At 65.6% G+C, this 16,911-nt stretch carries 13 protein-coding genes, 2 tRNA genes, 1 other RNA gene and 3 pseudogenes; 12 read left to right on the forward strand and 7 right to left on the reverse strand.

The genetic code is table 11. The features are described 5' to 3' along the window. Positions 1 to 34 precede the first annotated feature (34 nt). The 6 genes and pseudogenes from OL239_RS07560 to gndA all read left to right on the forward strand — a co-directional run bounded on the left by OL239_RS07560 (position 35) and on the right by gndA (position 4,878). Positions 35 to 454: a DUF3052 domain-containing protein gene (locus OL239_RS07560; protein ID WP_268911340.1), complete on the forward strand. Its 420-nt coding sequence runs from the start codon at positions 35 to 37 to the stop codon at positions 452 to 454. Next, a pseudogene (locus OL239_RS07565) lies at positions 336 to 940 on the forward strand (peroxiredoxin). The gene OL239_RS07560 and the pseudogene OL239_RS07565 overlap by 119 nt, the downstream one beginning before the upstream one ends. After that, the gene (locus OL239_RS07570) at positions 937 to 1,974 is read left to right on the forward strand and encodes an NAD-dependent protein deacetylase (protein WP_268911341.1); all 1,038 of its coding nucleotides are present in this window, start codon (positions 937 to 939) and stop codon (positions 1,972 to 1,974) included. The pseudogene OL239_RS07565 and the gene OL239_RS07570 overlap by 4 nt, the downstream one beginning before the upstream one ends. Positions 1,975 to 2,029: 55 nt before the next feature. Further along, positions 2,030 to 2,102: transfer RNA gene (locus OL239_RS07575), tRNA-Val, on the forward strand. Between the two features lie 309 nt (positions 2,103 to 2,411). Continuing rightward, positions 2,412 to 3,314 (forward strand): serine hydrolase, encoded by a 903-nt coding sequence (locus OL239_RS07580; protein ID WP_268911342.1) that lies wholly within the window; start codon positions 2,412 to 2,414, stop codon positions 3,312 to 3,314. A gap of 128 nt (positions 3,315 to 3,442) precedes the next feature. Then, positions 3,443 to 4,878 (forward strand): annotated as a pseudogene (gene gndA, locus OL239_RS07585) (NADP-dependent phosphogluconate dehydrogenase). A gap of 78 nt (positions 4,879 to 4,956) precedes the next feature. Here gndA and epsC read toward each other — a convergent pair. The 3 genes from epsC to msrA form a co-directional block, all read right to left on the reverse strand. Continuing rightward, a complete protein-coding gene (gene epsC / locus OL239_RS07590) occupies positions 4,957 to 5,541 on the reverse strand; it encodes a serine O-acetyltransferase EpsC (RefSeq protein WP_268911343.1) in 585 nt (194 codons plus the stop codon). A 50-nt stretch (positions 5,542 to 5,591) separates the two neighbouring features. After that, entirely contained in the window at positions 5,592 to 6,527 is a 936-nt protein-coding gene (gene cysK / locus OL239_RS07595; RefSeq protein WP_268911344.1) for a cysteine synthase A, read from the reverse strand. 107 nt (positions 6,528 to 6,634) lie between these two features. After that, positions 6,635 to 7,159, reverse strand: a complete 525-nt coding sequence (msrA, locus tag OL239_RS07600) for a peptide-methionine (S)-S-oxide reductase MsrA (protein ID WP_268911345.1) — start codon at positions 7,157 to 7,159, stop codon at positions 6,635 to 6,637. A gap of 183 nt (positions 7,160 to 7,342) precedes the next feature. Between msrA and OL239_RS07605 the strand changes: the two genes are divergently transcribed. From OL239_RS07605 to OL239_RS07615, 3 genes are all read left to right on the forward strand, one after another. Further along, positions 7,343 to 8,305 carry a Nif3-like dinuclear metal center hexameric protein gene (locus OL239_RS07605; RefSeq protein WP_268911346.1) on the forward strand — a complete coding sequence of 321 codons (963 nt, stop codon included), beginning with the start codon at positions 7,343 to 7,345 and terminating at the stop codon, positions 8,303 to 8,305. Between the two features lie 70 nt (positions 8,306 to 8,375). Next, positions 8,376 to 9,116 carry a zinc ribbon domain-containing protein gene (locus tag OL239_RS07610; RefSeq protein ID WP_268911347.1) on the forward strand — a complete coding sequence of 247 codons (741 nt, stop codon included), beginning with the start codon at positions 8,376 to 8,378 and terminating at the stop codon, positions 9,114 to 9,116. A 3-nt stretch (positions 9,117 to 9,119) separates the two neighbouring features. Next, positions 9,120 to 10,037, forward strand: coding sequence for a reverse transcriptase-like protein (locus tag OL239_RS07615; protein ID WP_442864245.1), 918 nt, complete (start codon positions 9,120 to 9,122; stop codon positions 10,035 to 10,037). Positions 10,038 to 10,207: 170 nt separating this feature from the next. Here OL239_RS07615 and OL239_RS07620 read toward each other — a convergent pair whose 3' ends face one another. Continuing rightward, positions 10,208 to 10,975, reverse strand: a complete 768-nt coding sequence (locus OL239_RS07620) for a YaaA family protein (protein WP_268911348.1) — start codon at positions 10,973 to 10,975, stop codon at positions 10,208 to 10,210. An 88-nt stretch (positions 10,976 to 11,063) separates the two neighbouring features. Here OL239_RS07620 and rnpB point away from each other — a divergent pair. The 3 genes from rnpB (at position 11,064) to OL239_RS07635 (ending at position 14,562) form a co-directional block, all read left to right on the forward strand. Then, positions 11,064 to 11,470: RNase P RNA component class A (gene rnpB, locus OL239_RS07625), an RNA gene on the forward strand. A 148-nt stretch (positions 11,471 to 11,618) separates the two neighbouring features. Beyond that, complete coding sequence (locus OL239_RS07630) at positions 11,619 to 12,890, forward strand: MFS transporter (RefSeq protein WP_268911700.1); 1,272 nt, start codon at positions 11,619 to 11,621, stop codon at positions 12,888 to 12,890. A gap of 205 nt (positions 12,891 to 13,095) precedes the next feature. Then, positions 13,096 to 14,562, forward strand: coding sequence for a glyceraldehyde-3-phosphate dehydrogenase (locus OL239_RS07635; protein ID WP_268911349.1), 1,467 nt, complete (start codon positions 13,096 to 13,098; stop codon positions 14,560 to 14,562). A 68-nt stretch (positions 14,563 to 14,630) separates the two neighbouring features. Here the strand turns inward: OL239_RS07635 and OL239_RS07640 are convergent. The 3 genes and pseudogenes from OL239_RS07640 to OL239_RS07650 all read right to left on the reverse strand — a co-directional run bounded on the left by OL239_RS07640 (position 14,631) and on the right by OL239_RS07650 (position 16,870). Beyond that, positions 14,631 to 15,202 (reverse strand): annotated as a pseudogene (locus OL239_RS07640) (peptide deformylase). Positions 15,203 to 15,272: 70 nt separating this feature from the next. After that, entirely contained in the window at positions 15,273 to 16,427 is a 1,155-nt protein-coding gene (locus OL239_RS07645) for an acyl-CoA dehydrogenase family protein (RefSeq protein ID WP_268911350.1), read from the reverse strand. A gap of 370 nt (positions 16,428 to 16,797) precedes the next feature. After that, a tRNA-His gene (locus OL239_RS07650) sits at positions 16,798 to 16,870 on the reverse strand. Between the last annotated feature and the right edge of the window lie 41 nt (positions 16,871 to 16,911).

Consider the following 16,911-nt stretch of genomic DNA (forward strand, 5'->3'; position numbering starts at 1 on the left):
CCTTGTATTTATGCATGCAACCAGGAGGAGTGAAGTGAGCGAGGCCGAAGCCGTCACGGATAAGAACGTGGCGGGAAGATTGGGTTTCAAAGACCAAGACCTGATTCAGGAATTCGGTTACGACGAGGACGTCGATTTCGACCTCCGCGACGGCCTCGAGGACTTGGTGGGGAGCGAGCTCCTGACGGAAGAGGACCATGAAGTCGTTGACGGTGTGATCCTGTGGTGGCGGTCCGACGACGGGGACCTGGTGGACGCGCTGGTTGATTCCATCACCACCCTCGACGACGGCGGCGTTGTGTGGGTTTTGACCCCCAAATCGGGGCGGGTGGGATATGTCCCGCCTGCCGACATTGAGGAGGCCGCACCGACGGCCGGCCTGCACGTCACCACATCACCCGCAGTTAGCAGCGACTGGGCCGCAACCCGCCTGGTCGCCCGCCGCAAGAAGTAGCACCGGTTTGCATCAAGGTCCGGAACCGGAAGCTGTCAGGCGTCCGGCTCCGGACTTTGTGCTTCCCAACCAGTTTGGCGAGCCCGTTGCGCTCTCGTCCCTGCGCGGATCGCCGGTCGTCCTCGTGTTTTATCCCTTCGCCTTTTCGGGCGTGTGCACCGGGGAGCTGGACGAACTTCAGGGCGCCGGCGGGAAGTTCTCCGGGCAGGTGCCCGGCTGCTGGCTGTCTCCTGTGACTCCAAGTACGCCCTGCGCGCCTACGCACAGCAGGGCGGCTATTCCTTTGACCTGCTGGCCGATTTTTGGCCGCACGGCGAAGTGGCGGACGCCTACGGGGCCTTCGACGCTGAGCTTGGCCGCCCCGTCCGGGCCTCGTTTATCATCGATGGGAGGGGCCTGATCCGTGCGGACATCCGGTCTGAACCCGGATCTCCCCGTCCGCTGCAGGCCTACCTGGACGCCCTCAAGGAGATGCCTTCGGAATGACCCACGCACCACAGCCACACTCCGGGCCGGAGCACTCCGGATCCTCCGGGCCTGCCTCCTCCCGAGAGGTCCGGCCGGGCCTGGGACTCACCGGTTTCGTCCGCTCCCGGCCCGAACCGCCCTCACCGCCGGCTCCGACCCCCGAAGAGGAAATCCAGCTGCGGCGTGCCGCCGAGCTGCTGAGCGGGCGCCGGATGGCGGTCCTCACCGGTGCCGGCGTGAGCACCGATTCCGGCATTCCCGATTACCGCGGGCCCGACGCTCCGCCCCGCAATCCCATGACCTACCAGGAATTCGTGGGCGACGCCGGGCTCAGGCGCCGCTACTGGGCCCGGAACCACATTGGCTGGCATCATTTGCGGCACGCCGCACCCAACGCCGGACACGCTGCGGTTGCCCGCTTGGAACACCGGGGCCTGACCACCGGACTGATCACCCAGAACGTTGACCGGCTGCACGCCGACGCCGGCAGTGCCCTCGCCGTTGACCTCCACGGACGCTTCGACCGGGTCTTGTGCCTTGACTGCCGCACCCGCTATTCCCGCGACACCGTCGCCCGGCTGCTCGAAGAGCTGAACCCCGGTTTTCTGGAGCGCACCCGCCTCGACGGAGATATTGCCCTTGACGCCGATGCCGACGTGGCGGACACGGAGGACTTTGTTGTCGCGGACTGTCCGGTATGCGGCGGCATGCTGAAGCCGGACTTCGTGTATTTCGGTGAAAACGTTCCGCGCGACCGGGTGGCCGCCGCCTACGCCATGCTGAACGCCGCCGACGCCCTGCTGGTCGCCGGGTCGTCACTGACCGTGATGAGCGGACTGCGTTTCGTCAAACATGCGCATAAAACCGGAAAGCCGGTGGTCATCATCAACCGCGGGTGGACCCGCGGCGATGATCTTGCAGATCTGAAAATCGAAGCGGGAGTGGCTACCGCACTGGAATACCTGGCGGCCGAACTGCCGGACCTGCCCGGCCGGCATCCTGACCTGCCCCAAAGCCAATTAGGTAATTCCCCCAAAGGTCCGGTAAAGTAATTCCTCGTGATGCGGCGCTGATCAAGGAGAACTTGAAAGGCATAACGGTCACAAAGGGTCTTTAGCTCAGCTGGTAGAGCGCCACGTTTACACCGTGGATGTCATCGGTTCGATCCCGGTAGGACCCACCGCATACAAGCGGTACACAGAGAACCCCGCCATCCGGCTCCGGAGAGCGGGGTTTTTGCTGCGCGGGCGGGTTCAGCCGGTCATGCCAATGTCCCGGCCCGAAGCCCTGCCGTGAAGTTGGCCACCGGGCTGCCCGGACGGCCCTGAAAGTATGCGCCGGCCCGCCGGCTTACGCAGGTATTCACCAGCCTTTCCTGCTATTGCTGAAGAAACGGCATGCGGTGTACAGCGAACCAACGGCAGTAGACGGAAACGGGGGTGCAGATATGCGGACTCGCTTCACCACACGTGTTTTTCTCCGGCGCTTCATGGCAGCAATGACGGCGCTGCTGCTTCTGTTTTCCGCCGCAGCGTGCGCAAACCGGCCGGTTGAAGACGTGTCCTCCGGCTTTGAGACCGCCGCGGAGGCCGGCGCACCGGCCGCCGTTCCGCAGGCGGAATCCGGCCCGCTGGAAGACGCCCTGAACTCGTACGCAGCGGCAAGCGGCACAGAATTCTCCGCAGCAGTCTACGACAGAACCACCGGCGCATCCTGGTACTACAACCGGCAGGCCAGCTACCTGGAAGCCAGCCTGGTCAAGGTCCCGATTCTCTTGACCCTGCTGCGGCAGGCAACGGAGGAGGAGCGGCAGCTGACGCCGGAAGAGGAAGACCTCTGCGTGATGATGATCGACTACAGCGACAATGACGCCACGACTGCCCTTTACCAGTCCGTCGGCGGCGCCGGGGAACTGGCCCGAACCTATGAGCTGCTGGGCATTACGGATACCTCGGCCGGCGAGGTCTGGGGTGCCAACGAGACCGGAGTGGAGGACCAGCTCAGGATTGCGCGGGCCGTGCTCGACGGAGTCGACTGGATCAGCCGTGATCTGCGCGGATACGCCGTCGGGCTGATGGAAAACGTGGAGGACAGCCAGCGGTGGGGAATCAATGCGGGATTCTCGGACGGCGAGGCGGACATTGCGCTGAAAAACGGCTGGCTGCAGGATGACGAACGGGCGTGGAACGTGGGAAGCACCGGCTTTGTACGCGCCGGCGGGTCAGAATATGCGGTGGTGGTCATGACCTCCGGGAGCCCGACGATGGAAGAGGGAGTGTCGGTAGTGGAAGACATCGCCGCCGCCATTAACTCCTTCGAAACGTCGGGCATCATCGGCACGGCAGCAGATACCGGTAATTCCGGCATCCCGGGAGCCGGTGCGGCAGACTAGGGCGCCGCGACACGAACGTCCCTTTGTGGCGGGCCGGCCGTCCGGAAGCATAGGCTGGAGGGTGAAGACGGCGGGTGAGCGCCGATCGCCGCGCCCTGGCTGGGGCCCCGAAGAATTCTGGAGAAAACTTGAGCGCACAAATTGGCGTCACCGGTCTGGCAGTAATGGGTGCAAACCTGGCCCGGAACCTGGCCCGGAACGGTTACACGGTTGCCCTTCACAACCGGTCCATCGAGAAGACGGACGCACTGCTGTCCGCGCACGGTGACGAAGGGGACTTCATCCGCACCGAATCCTGCAGGAGCTGGTCGATTCGCTGGAAAAGCCGCGCCGGGTCCTGATCATGGTCAAGGCCGGGGCTCCGGTCGACTCGGTGATCGAGAAGCTCGTACCGCTGCTGGAGGCGGGCGACATCGTTATCGACGCCGGCAACTCCCACTATGAGGACACCCGGCGCCGGGAGGCGTCCCTGGCGGAAAAGGACCTGCACTTTGTGGGGGTCGGAGTGTCCGGCGGTGAGGAAGGAGCCCTGCTGGGCCCGTCCATCATGCCCGGCGGCTCGCGCGAGTCCTACGACTCCCTGGGCCCGATGCTGGAAAAAATCGCCGCAAAGTACGACGGCGATCCCTGCTGCGCCTGGATCGGCACCGACGGCGCCGGCCACTTCGTCAAGATGGTGCACAACGGCATTGAATACGCCGACATGCAGGTGATCGGCGAAGCCTACGACCTGCTGCGCTCCGCGGCAGGCATCGAGCCGGCCGAGCAGGCCAAGATCTTCACTGAATGGAACACCGGCCAGCTGAGCTCGTTCCTGATTGAAATCACGGCCGAGGTGCTGGCACACACGGACGCCCGCACCGGCAAGCCGTTTGTCGACGTCGTTGTGGATTCGGCCGGCCAGAAGGGGACCGGACGCTGGACGGTCGTCTCCGGGCTGGACCTGGGATCGCCGGTGTCCGCCATTGCCGAGTCCGTTTTCGCCCGGGCCCTGTCCTCGCAGCGGAACCAGCGTGAGGAAGCCCAGGAGGTCCTTACCGGCGGCGAAGGCACCGTTGAGCTGCCCGAAACGTTCGTCGAGGATGTCCGGCAGGCACTGTACGCGTCCAAGCTCGTCAGCTATGCCCAGGGCATCGACATGCTCACCGCTGCCGCAAAGACCTATGGCTGGGACCTGAAGCTGGACGAGATCGCCTCCCTGTGGCGCGCCGGCTGCATCATCCGCGCCGAGCTGCTGGACGACATCATGAAGGCCTACGCCGGCGACTCGGCACCGGAGAACCTGCTGCTGGCACCTGCCTTCGCCGAGTCCATCGCAGCGGCCCTGCCGGCCTGGCGCCGCGTGGTCTCCGTTGCGGTCCAGCTGGGGATTCCCGTTCCCGTGTTCTCCTCGTCGCTGGCCTACTACGACGGACTGCGCCGCAAGCGCCTGCCCGCCGCCCTCACCCAGGGCCTGCGGGACCTCTTTGGTGCCCACACCTATCACCGGGTCGACGACGAGGGCACCTTCCACACCCTCTGGGGCGCCGACCGCTCCGAAATCGCCGCCGTGGACACCCACTAGGCAGCAGCAACACCGGACAGAAAAAGGCCGCCGGCACCCGCAAGGGTGCCGGCGGCCTTTTTCGCCGGACGGAACGGCTCAGATATAGATTGCCGGATCGATATATTCCGCCGGATCCACGGCCGGCTGGGTCTCCTTGACCTGGCGGTGCCGCCAGCGCGCGGGAATTCCGGTGATGATGGAATCGGCCGGAGCGTCCTTAACGACGACGGCGTTGGCACCGACGGCGCTGTTCTTACCAATGGTCACCGGCCCCAGGATCTTCGCACCGGCGCCCACGGTGACGCCGTCGCAAATGGTGGGGTGCCGCTTGATCCGGGCCAGCGACCGTCCACCCAGGGTTACCCCGTGATAGAGCATCACGTCGTCGCCGATTTCGGCGGTTTCACCGATCACCACGCCCATGCCGTGGTCGATGAAGAACCGGCGGCCGATGGTGGCTCCGGGATGAATCTCGATGCCGGTGGCAAAGCGGGTGATCTGGGACAGTACCCGGGCCGGAAAGCGCAGCCCCGGCCGCGCCCACATGCGGTGGGTCAGCCGGTGCATCCAAATCGCGTGAAGCCCCGAATAGACCACGATGTTCTCGAGCGAACCGCGGGCGGCCGGGTCGTGGGACGCGGCGGCGTCGAGGTCTTCGCGCAGGCGTGCAATCAGGCTCACAGAGGACTTTCTGCTCGGGTGGGTCCGGTGGGGACGGGCGTGGGCGGGTCTTAGCCCCGGATGTCGTCGTACAGCACCGTGGAGATGTAACGCTCTCCGAAGTCGCAAACGACGGCGACAATCAGCTTACCGGCGTTCTCCGGCCGCTTGGCCAGCTCGAGGGCCGCCCAGACGATGGCTCCGGAGGAGATGCCGCCCAGAATGCCTTCCTGGGTTCCCAGGGCACGGGCCGTGGCCACGGCGTCGTCAATGGATGCATCGATGACTTCGTCGTAAATTTCCGTGTCGAGCACCTCGGGAACGAAGTTGGCGCCCAGGCCCTGGATCTTGTGCGGTCCGGGGGAGCCGCCGTTGAGGATGGCCGAGTCCTTGGGCTCGACGGCAACAATCTGCACGCCGGGCTTGCGCTGCTTCAGGACCTGCCCGACGCCGGTAACGGTGCCGCCGGTGCCGACGCCGGCGACGAAGATATCAATCTTGCCGTCCGTGTCTTCCCAGACTTCCTCGGCCGTGGTCCGGCGGTGCACCTCGGGGTTGGCGGCGTTGGCGAACTGCTGGGCCCAGATGGCGTTCTCGGTGGTGGCCACGATTTCCTTGGCCTTGTCCACGGCGCCGCGCATGCCTTCGGAACCGGGGGTCAGGACAATCTCGGCACCGTAGGCGCGGAGCATGACGCGGCGTTCAGTGGACATGGTCTCGGGCATGGTCAGGATGACCTTGTAGCCGCGGGCCGCGCCCACCATGGCCAGTGCGATGCCGGTGTTTCCCGAGGTGCCTTCGACGATGGTGCCGCCGGGCTTCAGCGCGCCGGCCTTTTCGGCGGCGTCCACGATGGCCACGCCAATGCGGTCCTTTACGGAATTGGCGGGGTTGTAGAACTCGAGCTTGACGGCAATCTCCGCGTCAAGGCCCTCCGTCAGCCGGTTCAGCCGCACCAGCGGGGTACCGCCGACCAGCTGCGTCACGTCGTCATAAATCCGTGCCATGGTTTGTCCTCAATCCGTTGGAGTGTCTGGGAGTCGTGCGGCTCGAACGCCGTGGGAAATGTCTGCATTGGGGCCCCGCTCCAGCCTATCGCCACCACGGGGAAGTGTCAGTTGTCAAGCCATTCCGCGTAATATTTCCGCGCCTTGGCCAGCTTGGGGTTGATGATCACCTGGCAGTAGCCCTGTTCCGGGTGCTTTGCATAAAAGTCCTGGTGTTCGGCTTCCGCCACGTGGAACTCGGGAAGCGGTGAGATTTCCGTCACGATCGGGTCGCTCCAGTGCTCGCGGGCCCGGTCGCGGGCCTTCTCGAATTCCTCCCGCTGGGCTTCATCCGCGTAGAACATCGAGGACCTGTACTGGGTGCCGACGTCGTAGCCCTGGCGGTTCAGGGTGGTCGGGTCATGGGAGATGAAGAACATGTCCAGGATGACTTCGGGCGGAATGATCTCCTCGTCGAAGGTGACGGCTACGACTTCCGCGTGTCCCGTGGTGCCCGAACAGACGCTGTAATAATCCGGGTGCGCCGTATGCCCGCCGGTGTAGCCGGAGACTACTTCGGTGACGCCGCGGGTTTTCTGATAGAGGGCGTCGAGGCACCAGAAACAGCCTCCGCCAAGTACATAGGTCTTCATACCCTCTATCAATGCGTGCGCGGCCGGAAGAATTCCCGGCCGCCGGTCCGGCGGACGGGTTGGAGGCGCGGTACGGCCGGCCGGCTGGAGCCGCACGAACGGTGACTGGCGGGGCGGGGGCGGCCGTGCGGTCCCGGCGCGGTGGAATTGAGCGGGGATAGCCGAGCGGGTACAACTGGAACTATGGAAACAGACAAGCCCGCCGAAGGCAGCAAACCGGCGGCACCGGGAACGGACCCGGCAGCACCGGACAGCGCCACGACCCCGGAAACCCCTGACGATTCCGCGGCGTCCGCCCCGCACCCCGTTCCTTCACTGGGTGACGTCCTGCTGGCCGCCGAAGAACTCTGGCCCGCATCCCTGGCCGAGGGCTGGGACGCCGTCGGGCTGGTGGCGGGACGGCCGTCCCGGCCCGTGGAGCGCATCCTGTTCGCCGTGGATCCCACCGCCGAGGTGATCGACGAGGCCCTGGAATGGGGCGCCGACCTGCTGTTGACCCATCACCCCCTGTTCCTGAAGCCGGTCCACTCGGTGGCCGGAACCGGATTCAAGGGCGATGCCGTGCACCGTCTGATCGAAGGCGGCTGCGCCCTGCTGACCGTTCACACCAACGGCGACAGCGCCGTCGGCGGCGTCTCCGACGTCCTGGCCGACGCCTTCGGCCTGCGGGACGTGGTTCCCCTGGTGCCTGCCGAGGACGGGCTGCCCGAGGAAGGCATTGGCCGCGTGGGGGACCTGCGCGACGCCACGACGCTCGCTGATTTCGCCAAACTGGTCTTCAGTATCATGCCCGCGGTCGCCGGCGGTGTCCGCGTTGCCGGTGATCCGCACGGCCTGGTTCGCCGGGTCGCTGTTTGCGGCGGCGCCGGGGACAGTCTTTTCGATGCCGTGCGCCGGCACCAGGCTGATGTTTACGTCACAGCCGACCTGCGCCACCATCCGGCCTCCGAGGCCCGCGAAGCCGCCGTGAACGGACGCCCCTACCTGATCGATGTCTCCCATTTCGGCAGTGAATGGCTGTGGCTGACCCCCGCAGCGAACGCACTGGAGAATGTGCTGACCGACCAGGGCTTCGCCGCGGAGATCCGGATCAGCGGCACCAACACCGATCCGTGGGACTTTGTGCTGACCCCGGGGCTGAACTGAGCCGCACCCTTGACATAGGCTAGGGGGAAGAACCGGCCAGGTTGGTCCGGTCATAGGTGGAGGTTTTTCGGTGGCAAAAGCATCGTCGGCGGAGCAGCTGCGGCTGCTCGATTTGCAGGCTCTGGACAGTAATATTCGTAAACTCCGGAACCGGGCTCGCACCGTCAGCGACAACTCGGCCATCGCGGACCTGGGGCTGCAGCGGGCTGCCGCGCAGAGCAGGCTGGTGGCCGCGTCCACCGAGGCAGCGGACGTCAGCCGGGAACTCAGCCGCGCAGAGGCCGATGTCGCCTCCGTCGTGGCGCGCATCGACCGGAACCAGAACCACCTGGACAGCGGCAAGGGCAGCTCCAAGGAACTCACCGCCCTGCAGAGCGAAATGGAGTCCCTGAAGCGGCGCCGCTCGGATCTGGAAGACGTCGAGCTGGAAGTTATGGAACGCCTCGAGGCAGCGAAAGCCGCCGAAGAGCAGTTCCGGCAGGCCGCCGCGGCCCTGGACGCCGAGGTGGCGGTACTGGAGGGCGAACGCGACGCCGAACTCGCGGAAATCGAAGCTGAGCGCGCCGCCGCCGTAGCCGAGCGCGCCGAACTGGCTGCCACATTCGAACCGGAACTGCTCGCGGTGTACGAAAAGACACTGGCCAAGCACGGCATCGGCGCGGCCCGGCTGTTCAACGGAACCTCCGAAGGCTCGGGTATGCAGCTGAGCCCGGGCGACCTCGCAGACATCCGCCGCGCCGCCGAGGACGACATCGTGTTCTGCCCGGACTCCGGCTGCATCCTGGTGCGTTCCGCCGAGTGGGGCAGCTGATCCGTGACCCTGTTTGACCCGTCAGACACTTCCGCTGACCTTTCCGGAAGCGCGGAACCAGCTGACAAGCCGGGTTCCGCCGGCGGTCCGGCTGCCGGATCCGCCCGCCGGACCCTTATCGTGGAGGCCGACGGCGGCTCCCGCGGCAACCCGGGGCACGCCGGCTACGGCGCACTGGTGCGGGACCCGGACACCGGAGCCATCCTGGCCGAGAAGGCGGAGTACATCGGCAAGGCGTCCAACAACGTGGCCGAGTACTCCGGTCTGCTGGCCGCGCTGGAAATGGCCCACGACATTGATCCCGACTGCTGGATCCTCGCCAAGATGGACTCCAAGCTGGTGGTGGAACAGATGAGCGGGCGCTGGAAAATCAAGCATGAGGACATGCAGCGCCTTGCCGCGAAGGCACGCGGCATCGTCAACCCGCGCCGGGTGAAATACCAGTGGATTCCGCGCGAACTCAACAAGGACGCGGACCGGCTCTCCAACGAGGCCATGGATGCCGGGATAGCCGGGGTGCCCTGGGTCCACAAGGGCGGACTGGCGCTGGACAACGGAGCGGCGTTTGCTGCCGCTCCGGCGGCGCAGGCCGTGGACACTCCTGAACCGCACCCTCGAAGGAACAGGACCAGCGGGCGCAGGCCGCTGCCGTTTCCGCAGAGCCACCGGCACCCACCGGCCGGCTCCACCACACCGAGATCTGGGTCCGGGACTTCCCGGCCGCGGAAGCGTCGCTGGGGTGGCTCCTGGAACGGCTGGGCTACGTGCGCACCGATGCCTGGAACACGGGCGCGAAGTGGCAGGGCGCCGACAGCTACGTCGTCATTGAAGCCGGGCCTGATGTGCTGGACGCCGCGCATGAGCGCCGGCGCCCCGGCATCAACCACCTCGCGTTCCGCGCAGGAACCGGGCCGAGGTTGACCTGCTGGTCCGCCGGGCATCCAGCCACGGCTGGACGCTGCTCTTCGCGGACCGACATCCCCACGCCGGCGGACAGGGCCACTACGCCGCCTACCTGGAAAATGCCGAAGGTTTCGAAGTGGAGCTGGTGGCGGACTAGGAGTGGAGCTGGTCGCGGACTGGGCGTCCGGCTACCGCTGCGGCAGGATGAGGTTCAGCTGGAACGGCTTGCGGGCCGTGGCCGGCACCAGCTCCGCCTCCCACTTTTCGGATGCTGCTGCCAGCAGCTGCTCCGGCGTGGCAGGCTCGGGGCCGGTGCGGGTGAGCAGGTGCCGGGCGAGCTCGCCGCGGGTGTGCTTGGCGAAGTGCGACACCACTGTGCGCTTGCCGTTGCGCATCTGGAACACGTTAACGGCCGCGGACTGCGCGGGTGGCGGTGCCCAGGCCGCCGCATAGGTGCTGGACCGGCAATCCACCACCAGATGTCCGGCGGCATACTCCCCGAGAGCGTCGCCCAGGTGCGGCTTCCAGAACGAGGCCAGTTTGCCGGTCTCGGGCAGTTTTACGCCCATGGACAGCCGGTACGCCGGAATCGGGTCACTGAAGCCCAGGGCACCCCACAAGCCGGAAATGACGACGACGGCGGCGTCGGCCCGGTGCTGCTGGGCCGGAGTTAAGTCCGCGTACCCCAGGGCGTCATACAGGACGCCCGTATAGATCCGGTGCGCCGGGGCGCACGGCTCCGCATGAAGCACCGTATTCCGCCGGACTTCGGCCCCCAGGGACGGCCCGACGCCGAGAATGCTGTGGGCGTCTTCGGAGCTGCTGGCAGCGGCCAGGGCGGCCAGCACCTGCTTGCGGGCATCGTTGAGCCGGGGAAAATGCAACTGGTCGGGGTCAAAGGCGGCACCGGTGACAGCCGGCGTTTTTCCTTCGGAAGGCGGTAACAGAATCAGCACCAATTAATCCTACGCGAGCAGCGGGCAGTGGCCGGCCGGGAGCCGCGGACTCGGGACAGGCCGCAAAGACGGTAGCATTGAGCCTGGACGGGCTGGCCAGGCGATCGCGTTGGTTCCTTTTTTGAAGGGAGCCGCCGAGGAAAGTCCGGGCTCCGCAGAGCAGGGTGGTGGGTAACGCCCACTCGGGGAAACCCGCAGGCCAGTGCCACAGAAAAGAAACCGCCGCTGACGGGATTCTTCTTTGGGGAATCCTTGTTTTTCGGTAAGGGTGAAAAGGTGGTGTAAGAGACCACCAGCGTTCCGGGCGACCGGTTCGGCTAGGTAAACCCCACCCGGAGCAAGGCCATACAGAACACGGTTGAGGGCTGCTCGCCCGATGTGTTCGGGTAGGCCGCTTGAGGGCGCCGGCAACGGCGTTCCTAGATGGATGATTGCCGCCTCCGGCCCGGTAACGGACCGGGGATACAAAACCCGGCTTATCGGCCAGCCCGTCCCTATAACAGCACGCCGCCGGAGCCCGCATCGTCTCCCCGGCAACACTGCCGGACTGCCTCCGCCGTTTTTCCACAGGATTAGCGAAAGACGGCCGCAAGTAGCGTGGTACCGGGGGTACCGGGTCTATTCTGTGGCAATGTCCCGAATGATGACAAAGCCAAGGCCGCTGGTAGTCCGCAATGCGAATTTCCGTGCGTTATGGATTTCCTCTACGTCAGGAATCTTTGGCACGTCGGTGGCGGCGGTGGCCCTTCCCCTGATCGCGGCCGTGGAACTGCAGGCGTCGGACTTCGCTGTCGCGGCCCTCTCCGGCGTCGGGTTCCTGCCATGGCTGCTCTTCGGACTGCCCATTGGTGCCCTCGTAGACCGCTACCGCCGAAAACCCGTGGTCATGGCCGCGCTGGTACTGAGGATCATTGTGCTGCTCTCCCTTCCGGTGGCGTTCTGGCTGGACCGCCTGACCGTGGAACAGCTGTTTGTGGTGTCGTTCCTGTCCGGACTGGCCGCCGTTTTCTGCATGCTGGCGGAGTCTGCGTTGCTCCCGCGGGCGGTGCCGCGTGAAGAACTTATCGAAGGCAACGGGCTGATGACGGGATCGGCTGCCTCGGCCGACGCCGTCGGGCGCAGCCTGGGCGGCTGGCTGACAGGGGCCTGGGGCGCCTCGAACTCGCTCCTGCTGCAGGTCGCGGCCTCAACGGCGTCACTGGGTTCCGTGGCAACACTGAAGGTTGTGGAAACCGTGACCGCACCCGCACCCGGAAACCGGATCTTCCATGACATGGCGGCAGGACTGCGTTACAGCTTCAGCACGGCGCCGCTGCGGACCATCCTCCTGACCGGGGCGCTGTGGAACCTGGGCGGGGCCATCGTGGTGTCCCTGACGGTGATCCTCGTGGTGCGTACCCTGGGGGAGTCCGGCGCCATGCTGGGGTTCCTCACGGCGTCCACAGCACTGGGCGGCACCCTCGGGGGACTCACGGTCAAGTGGGCCACGCAGCGGTGGGGCTCGGGCACCGTATGGCGTCTGTCCATGGTTCCTGCCGTGCTGGGATATTCGAGTTTGCTGCTGATGACGCCGGGCTGGGGATTGATTCCGGGGTTCGTCGGCCTGTTCCTGGCCGGAGTTGCCATTGCCATGAACGTGGTTGTTGCAACGAGTTTCCGCCAGCGGGTTTGCCCGCCGGAAATGCTGGGCCGGCTGGGCTCGGCCTCGCGGATGGTGACGTGGGGAATGCTGGCTGTCGCCGGCGTGATCGGCGGGGCCCTCGTAAATCCGCTGGGCGTCCGCGGCGCCATCACCGCGGGCCTGGCCATCGCCGTCCTGGCGCCGGTCGTGGCAGCCATCGGTCCGCTGCGCAGCATCAAACACCTGGAAGACTTGGAGCCCGTACCGGTGGAATCAGCCGCCGGGAGCCGCTAGCCGTGTGATAAACATCTCCTGCAACGTGTCGGCGGGCCACATGTGTCCTAATACACTTGTAGGGACCGGGGCGCGGGATATCCGCAGCTCCGGGACACGCGTCGCACGCCCGCGGACCTGCAGTCGCAAGCCGCAGCATCCGGGGCGCAGCGGCCTGACCAACCGGCACAGAGCAGTGCCGGCTGAGAGAAGGATGTGAAGATCTTTGAGTCAGTTCTCCGATGCCTGCCTTGATACGTGGATGGACCGTGAGGCCATCGCCGAGGCGATGATTCCACTGATCGGGCGGCTGTACCGGGAAAACAGTGTGGTCACTTCGGTTTATGGCCGGCCGCTGGTCAACCGGTCCGTCATCGAAATCCTCAAGGCGCACCGTTTTGCGCGGCAGATCGATGAAGTGGAGCTGCCCGTCTCCGACACCTTTCCGCTGTTGCAGGCACTGGCCGGGCTCGAACTTGGTGCAGCATCCATCGACCTGGCACGCCTGAGCCTGAAGTACAAGGCCGAGGGGGAGGGTACGGACCTCGTTGAGTTCCTCCGCACGGAGCTGGCCGGGGTGGCGGGCAGGCACGGTGCCGACGACCGCACCAGCACCGACGTCGTTCTCTACGGCTTCGGGCGGATCGGACGGCTGCTGGCCCGCATCCTCATCGACCACGCCGGCGGCGGCCAGGGGCTGCGCCTGCGGGCGATCGTGGTCCGCCGGGGAGCCGAAAACGACCTGGTCAAGCGGGCGTCGCTGCTGCGCCGCGATTCTGTCCACGGTGCCTTCGACGGCACCATCACCGTGGACGAGGAGAAAAACACCATTCTCGCCAACGGCACGCTGATCCAGGTCATCTACTCCAACGATCCGGCCACCGTTGACTACACGGAGTACGGCATCAGGGACGCCGTCGTCGTGGACAACACCGGACGCTGGCGCGACGAGGAAGGGCTCGCGCAGCACCTGCAGGCCAAGGGTGTCGCCCGCGTGCTGCTCACGGCCCCGGGCAAGGGCAGCCTCAAGAACATCGTCCACGGCATCAACCACGAATCGATCAGCGACGATGACAGGATCATCACCGCGGCGTCCTGCACCACCAACGCCATCACCCCGGTCCTGAAGGTCCTCAACGACAAGTACGGCATCATCCACGGCCACGTGGAAACGGTGCACTCGTTCACGAACGACCAGAACCTGATCGACAACTTCCACAAGGGTGACCGCCGCGGCCGCTCCGCAGCACTGAACATGGTCATCACCGAAACCGGTGCCGCCAAGGCTGTGGCGAAGGCGCTGCCGGAGCTGGCGGGCAAGCTCAGCGGCAATGCCATCCGCGTGCCGACCCCCGACGTGTCAATGGCGATTCTGAACCTGAACTTCGAAACCGCCACCACCAAGGAAGAGATCAATGCGTTCCTAAGGGAAACGTCGCTGAACTCCGACCTGCACAAACAGATTGACTACATTGATTCGCCGGAGGTTGTCTCCACCGACTTTGTGGGATCCAAGCGCGCCGGCATCGTGGACGGCCTGGCCACCATTTCCAACGGCAAGAACGCCGTCCTCTACGTCTGGTACGACAACGAGTTCGGTTACAGCTGCCAGGTCATCCGCGTCCTGGAGGAAATGGCGCATGTGAACCCGCCGGCTTTCCCCCGGGTCGAGGAACTGGCCGCCTCGCTCTAAGCGGGAGATGGAGAAGGCGCGTTTCCCGGATGGGGAACGCGCCTTCGTCTTTGTTCCTGACCGCGCCCTCAGTGGCCAAACGGGTCCGGGTCGACTCCGGGCATCCAGGTCAGTCCCGGAACGTTCCAGCCGTGGGCCTTGATTGCTTTGCGGGCCTTACGGCTCCACCGGTCGTTGAGTTTGTCCACGTAGAGCTTGCCGTCCAGATGGTCATACTCGTGCTGCAGCACGCGGGCAAACCAACCGGTGGCCTCGAACTCCAGCGGTTCCCCGTTCTCGTCAAAACCGGACACTTTGACCCACTCGGCGCGGTTGACGGGGAAGTTCTCCCCGGGCACCGAGAGGCATCCTCCGAGTCCTCCTCCGGGTCCGGCACGGAACCGGGCACCTTCGAGGTGATGAGCACGGGATTGACGACGACGCCGCGGTCGGGGGCGTCGTCGTCGTTCGGGTAGGCAAAGGTGAACAGCCGCAGCCCCACACCCACCTGCGTGGCTGCCAGTCCAACACCGTTGGCGAGGTCCATGGTTTCATACATGTCAGCCACCAGGGTGAGCAGCTCACCGTCGAACTTTTCCACCGGCGCGGCGCGGCGGTGCAGGACGGGTTCACCGTGGATGACTATGGGACGAACGGTCATTGCTGGTCTTTCTCTGGGACGGGTGGTGCCGGCTGAGGAACTGCTGCCCGCCGGGCCGGGTGGTGCCGGACTAAGCGGTGATCCGCCGGCCGATGACTTCGCGCATGATCTCCGACGTTCCGCCGAAGATCGTGAGCAGCCGAGCGGCCAGGAAGGCCTGGGCCACCGGGTACTCCAGGATGTAGCCATAACCGCCGTGCAGCTGCAGGCAGCGGTCCGTGATGGACTTGACCCGCTCGCTGGCCCACAGCTTGGCCTTCGCCGCGGAGACGGCATCCAGCTTGCCCTCATTGAAGGCGAGGATGGCAGAGTCCACGTAGGCTTCGGTGACCTCGACCTCGGTCTCGATGTCGGCCAGGGCAAACCGGGTGTTCTGGAAATCGGCAATCCGCTCACCGAAGGCGCTGCGTTCCTTCGTGTACTGCACCGTGGCTTCGTAGATCTGCCGGGCGACGGCGGAGGATGCGACGGCGATGGCCAGCCGTCCCTGCGGGAGCTGGCCGGCGGCGTATTCCAGTCCACGGCCGACTTCACCGACGAGGTTCTCCTCGGGGACGGAGACGTTGTCGAAAAAGAGCTCGGCGGTATCCGAAGCCTTCAGTCCCATCTTGTCCAGCTGGCCGCCGGTCTTGTAGCCCTCGGTTTTTTCCACCATGAACATGCTGAAGGAGTCCCTGCCGCCACGGCCGGAGCTTCCGTCGGTGCGGGCCAGGACCAGGGAGGCGTCGCCGCTGATGCCGTTGCCGATGAAGGTCTTCTGCCCGCTCAGGCGCCAGCCGCCGTCGTCGCGCACCGCCTTGGTGCGGATCCCGCGCAGGTCGCTGCCGGCGCCGGGCTCGGTCCAGGCCACGGACGTGACCTTGTCGCCGCTGACCATGTCCGGCAGGAAACGTTCCTTGAGGTTATCGGAGCCGTAGGCCAGCAAGTGGGGGAGGACCATGTCGTCATGCAGGTGGAAGGCAAGGCCGACCGCGAGATGGTTGGCCTTGGCGAACTCCTCGTCCAGGACCACCCGGTAGCGGTAGTCCGGCATGCCGGCACCGCCGAACTCCTCCGGAACCGCAAGCCCCAGCAGCCCCTGCTCCCCGGCTGCTTTCCACAGCTGCCGCGGCATGATGTGCTCGGCGTCCCAGCGGGCATACCCGGGTGCGACCTCGCGGGAGTTGAACTCCCGGGCGAGGTCACGGAAAAGCTCATGGTCTTCTTCGAACAATTTGCGCTCCAAGCGGCGCCTCCTCATTGATAGGCCATGCATAGGGAATACGGTCCGGACAGGCCGATGGAAAAAGGCCGCCCCGGACTAATCCGGGGGCGGCCTTCCGAAGCTGGAACCGCCGCCCCCGCAGGAAGGGGAAGCGGGGGTGAACCAGGCGCCTGCTACCCCGGAAAATCCCGGAATCCAGCGCATCGCGGGGGAACGGGCGGAACATCGACTACTGAGCTGGATGGTGCTAAATCCGGCTAAAACATTACCACGGTTGCCGTTTCGCTGCCGTTGGCGCACGGCTGCGGAACGGCTGGACGCAGCAAACCAGTGACACAGCGAAAAAGACCGGCGGGACGCTGTTTCCAGCATCCCACCGGTCTCTTATTCGGGTGAGTAACGGGGGTTGAACCCGCGACCTCCTGGACCACAACCAGGCGCTCTGCCAACTGAGCTATACCCACCATGTGCCCCGGATAACATATTCGTGAAGTCCAGGCGAGTG

This window comes from Arthrobacter sp. ATA002 (genome assembly GCF_026898095.1).
GTDB lineage: Bacteria > Actinomycetota > Actinomycetes > Actinomycetales > Micrococcaceae > Arthrobacter_B.